Source organism: Halobacillus sp. BBL2006, assembly GCF_000786645.1.
GTDB lineage: Bacteria > Bacillota > Bacilli > Bacillales > Halobacillaceae > Halobacillus.
The window spans coordinates 1-4077 of sequence record NZ_JRNX01000535.1; the positions used below are offsets into that span (position 1 = coordinate 1).

The following is a 4077-nucleotide window of genomic DNA, read 5'->3' on the forward strand; positions in this document are numbered from 1 at the left end:
GTCTCGACAATGACATAATCTTCCGTCGTCATTCTCAAATCGCCAGGATCAAAGTAATAAATCTTCCCCGCTTGCTTAAATCGGACACCTACAACTTCGATCACTTGAATCATCACCTCTGTAGTTGAAGGGTAAGTTGTTCCATCACTAAATTAGGATGGACATTTTGATTTATCTTTCGCTTCGCCTCAAGGATATAACTCAAACATTGAGCGGATGCTTGACGTGACCATCTCATCGTCGCCTGGTCCAGTTTCTCTCTCTCAGTCACAAATACAATAGAATCTTCCCGGTCCAAGTATTGATTAATAACATCCTGAAACCAGAGCATCAAAACATCAAGACCTCGCTGCAAATGCTTTCGTTCTTTAAAATGAGGCATCCACTGATGGTTGATAAATAAAAGTCCTTCATTTGGTTTATTTTGAAGCACTTCAATTAATTGTATCACTAATTTTCGAACATTAGCAAACCACTCATCTTCATTCATTTCAAGCGCTTCAGACAGGTTGTTCGTCAACGCCGCCAATATTTTCGCGTTGGATTCTGAAACGCCTTCATGAATAAGCTTTTCTTCCACACGTTTAGAGTTCAGAGGTTGAAAAGCGAGCAATTGGCACCTTGAACGGATCGTATCCAAAATCGTCTGCCCACTTTCAGTTAATAGCATCGCGGTCGTCTGTTGACTAGGCTCTTCTAAAAACTTAAGGAGACGATTGGATGCGTTGACCGTCATCCGATCTGCATCAACGATGATATAAACTTTGCGGTTGGACTCCATACCTGTGTAGGTGAATTCCTTCTGCAAGTGTAAAATTTGTTCTTTTTTAATCGACTGTCCATCAGGTTCGATCCAGTGGAGATCTGGGTGGTTTCCTGAATCAATCCGCTTACAGTCTCTACATTCTTGGCAAGGTTCAGCTCCATCACGGTTTTTACAAAAGATGCTTTTTGCAAATAATAAACTCATTTCTTTCTTGCCCGTTCCGCGATTCCCTTGAAATAGGTAAGCGTGAGAAATGCGGTCTTTCTTAAAACTGTTCATAAGCATCTGTCCTGCTAAAGGCTGAATTTCTTTCATATCCTTCCATGTCTGCATACAGCTATTCCGTCCTTACGTATATAAATTGATAAGCAGACCTTTGATCTCCCCAATGATCCCTAACAAATCAATCGTTCTTTTTTCTTGATCCATTACAGCGTCCGTTAGTTCTGCTAACTTTTCATCTACAGATTCAACAATTGTCAATTTACGGGTTTGTCCATTGCGATTCCAGCTGTGGGAATGCTTCAGACTCATCCCATATTGAACAGACTCCTTCACAAAGTCCTTGATCAATCGTTTATACTTCGCAAGGTCTTTAAACGATCGAAACCGCGCCACTCGTTCTCCCTGGGATGTAATGGTCTTCATCAGCTGATTCAATTGAGCTTCTTGTAATTGTCGGGTTTGGGACTGGACAAGGCTATCGAAATTCGGCTTCCCTTGCGCCTGTTTAGAAGAATGCTTTTGCCCAGCATCCAATTGCGTCCGCATATCTTGACTAATCTTCATTTCGAAGCTCCTTAGTTAAAAATGGAAAAATGATTCAACAGGCAGTACAAAGACAGTGGCTCCTCCAACTTCTACTTTCACCGGCTTCGGTATATAAGAGTCTGCATTTCCTCCCATTGGAGAAATAGGAGCAACCATCTGTTCACGCTGGCTGCAATTCTTTTTAATAATATCAAGGGCGCCATCCACATCCTCATCATCACAACCGATCATGAATGTCGTGTTTCCCTCTCTTAAGAAACCACCTGTCGTCGACAATTTGGTAGTTTTGAATTCATTCTCCGCTAATGCATCCGTTAACCGATTACTGTCCTTGTCTTGAACAACAGCAATGATCATTTTCATCGGAAAACCCTCCTGGTTGGGTGTTTATTCCCATTATAACAAACTCATTAAGACTTTGACGGAAGATAATTTTTTAAAACACCTTCTGCCTCTGCCTTCACCTTATCAAAAGACTGAGCCGCATTGATGACTTTTATACGCTCCTCATAACGTTCCGCCAATTGATGGTAAGCTTCGTAAACCTTATGGTGGAATTCAATCTTTTCCAAGTCAAGTCGGTTTTGCTCACGACCTTTATTCGCAGCAATACGCTTTAGTCCTTCTTCTGGTTCGATATCAAACAACAAGGTAAGCGCAGGCATACAATTTTCAATTGCGAAATCATTTATTTTATAGACTTCATCCATCCCTAACCCTCTTGCATATCCTTGATAAGCCAGGCTTGAATCGATAAAACGATCACATAGGACGATTTTTCCTTCTTGAAGCGCAGGAACGACCTTCTCAACAAGGTGCTGTCTTCTCGCAGCTGCGTAGAGCAGGGCTTCTGTCCGTCCGTCCATTTTCGTATGGGATCGATCTAAAATAACTTCGCGGATTTGTTCTGCAATTTCAATCCCGCCGGGTTCCCTCGTCTCTAACACAGGATACCCCTGTTGTTGCAATTCTTTCCCTATTTCATGGAGCATGGTCGATTTTCCTGCTCCTTCGCCACCTTCAAATGTTACAAACAATCCTTCCACAATCATTCTCCTTTAAACACTCGTATCCCTTTTTCAATAGCAACATTCTGAAAGCGTGCCCCTTGCTTAATCAACGAAAAAACACGATTTCGATGATCATCCGTAATACGTTCCCCTTTCATAAGCAAGGGGATACCCGGTGGATAAGGAATAACGGCCTCTGCTGCAACGTAATCGTCTGCTTCTGACCAGTTTACTCGTTCCGCAGGGGTTCTTTGCATTTCGGAATAAGCCATTTCTAATATTTGAATTTCTGGAAACGATAATTGATCTACGTTTATTGTAGCACGGTTGTTACTCTTTTTTAATTGAGAATCAACTTTATTGAGACGCTGGTTCAACTCATGTATCTCAACGCTTGGAGCCAATCCGAAGATCAATAAAATTTGATCAGACGTTGCTAGTTCAGGATGAATGTCCATTTTTTCTAGGACTCTCATCACCTCATACCCCGAATTCCTTTTCGTCTGTAAGGTCATTTTTAAAGGGTCGTCATACGGCGATAGAGGGAGGACAGACCAATGCTCCTCATAACTGGCAAACACCTGCCTCACCTCTTGAATGGACGTGAGAGCCTGTTGTTTATTAAGGTGATTCCATTGAGCCAAAAAAGAACGCGCTAAATCCAGGCTTGCCATTAAAGGATAAGAAGGACTACTCGACTGCAGCACCTGCAGATAATGTTCCAACCTCATCTGATCGATCCTTTCGCCCTGAACATGCAAAAAAGAAGACATCGTCATAGCCGGCGCCATCTTGTGTGCCGACTGGACCACTAGATCTGCTCCTTCCTTTAAAGCAGGGGAAGGGAAAGGTTCTCCTAACTGAAAATGCACACCGTGAGCTTCATCAATACAAACTGGGAGCCCGTGAGCATGGACTTCCGCTATGATCTCTCCCAGTGCGTACGTCCGTCCAAAATAATCGGGGTAGGTCAAAAACACGGCCTTAGCTTCTGGATGTTCCTTCAAAGCTCTTTGTACGGAATGAAGCGTGATTTTGCTATGACGCTGGGTATCCTCTTCAAATACCGGTCCTAAAAATACGGGCTTAGCTCCTGCCAACTCTAACCCGTTTAAAACAGATTTGTGAGAATTGCGCTGAACAATAATTTCATCACCTGGAACGCAGAAAGAGAGGATCATCGATAAATTTCCTACCGTCGTACCGTTTATTAAAAAATATGTAAAATCACTATTAAAATAGTGGGCAGCCAATTTTTGAGCTTTTTCTATGACTCCATCAGGCGCATGCAGATCATCCAGGCCTGTAATTTCTGTGGCGTCGATCGATAATAAAGAGGAGTAGTCTTCTTTCCCTCGTTCTGAAAAGACCTGACCATATTTATGACCAGGCACATGAAAGGAAATCGGATGCTTCGTTTTGTTGTTAACTAAAGCGTCATATAAGGGCGTTTCATTTTGGTTGATCATTTTGTAATTTCACCTCTTCTACTGCTGTCTACATTCATCTTACAGAAACCTTCCAAGAGTG

General features: G+C 42.3%; 5 protein-coding genes and 1 pseudogene. All 6 read right to left on the minus strand.

Going from position 1 to position 4077, the window contains the following annotated elements; all coding sequences use genetic code 11:
• Positions 1 to 104 (minus strand): annotated as a pseudogene (locus LD39_RS22750) (stage 0 sporulation protein); the annotation flags it as partial.
• Between the two features lie 8 nt (positions 105 to 112).
• Positions 113 to 1099, minus strand: coding sequence for a DNA polymerase III subunit delta' (holB, locus tag LD39_RS15380; protein WP_035549172.1), 987 nt, complete (start codon positions 1097 to 1099; stop codon positions 113 to 115).
• A gap of 15 nt (positions 1100 to 1114) precedes the next feature.
• Positions 1115 to 1555, minus strand: a complete 441-nt coding sequence (locus LD39_RS15385) for a YaaR family protein (RefSeq protein WP_035549177.1) — start codon at positions 1553 to 1555, stop codon at positions 1115 to 1117.
• 15 nt (positions 1556 to 1570) lie between these two features.
• Positions 1571 to 1900, minus strand: coding sequence for a cyclic-di-AMP receptor (locus LD39_RS15390; protein WP_035549180.1), 330 nt, complete (start codon positions 1898 to 1900; stop codon positions 1571 to 1573).
• Between the two features lie 47 nt (positions 1901 to 1947).
• Positions 1948 to 2583, minus strand: coding sequence for a dTMP kinase (gene tmk, locus LD39_RS15395; protein WP_035549184.1), 636 nt, complete (start codon positions 2581 to 2583; stop codon positions 1948 to 1950).
• Positions 2584 to 2585: 2 nt separating this feature from the next.
• Positions 2586 to 4016, minus strand: coding sequence for an aminotransferase class I/II-fold pyridoxal phosphate-dependent enzyme (locus LD39_RS15400; protein WP_035549186.1), 1431 nt, complete (start codon positions 4014 to 4016; stop codon positions 2586 to 2588).
• Positions 4017 to 4077 lie beyond the last annotated feature (61 nt).

What these genes read in the sequence shown, in the direction of transcription:
- LD39_RS15400 (WP_035549186.1), bottom strand. Translation starts at nt 4,016, where the DNA reads ATGATCAACCAAAATGAAACGCCCTTATATGACGCTTTAGTTAACAAC.
- holB (WP_035549172.1), bottom strand. Translation starts at nt 1,099, where the DNA reads ATGCAGACATGGAAGGATATGAAAGAAATTCAGCCTTTAGCAGGACAG.
- LD39_RS15390 (WP_035549180.1), bottom strand. Translation starts at nt 1,900, where the DNA reads ATGAAAATGATCATTGCTGTTGTTCAAGACAAGGACAGTAATCGGTTA.
- LD39_RS15385 (WP_035549177.1), bottom strand. Translation starts at nt 1,555, where the DNA reads ATGAAGATTAGTCAAGATATGCGGACGCAATTGGATGCTGGGCAAAAG.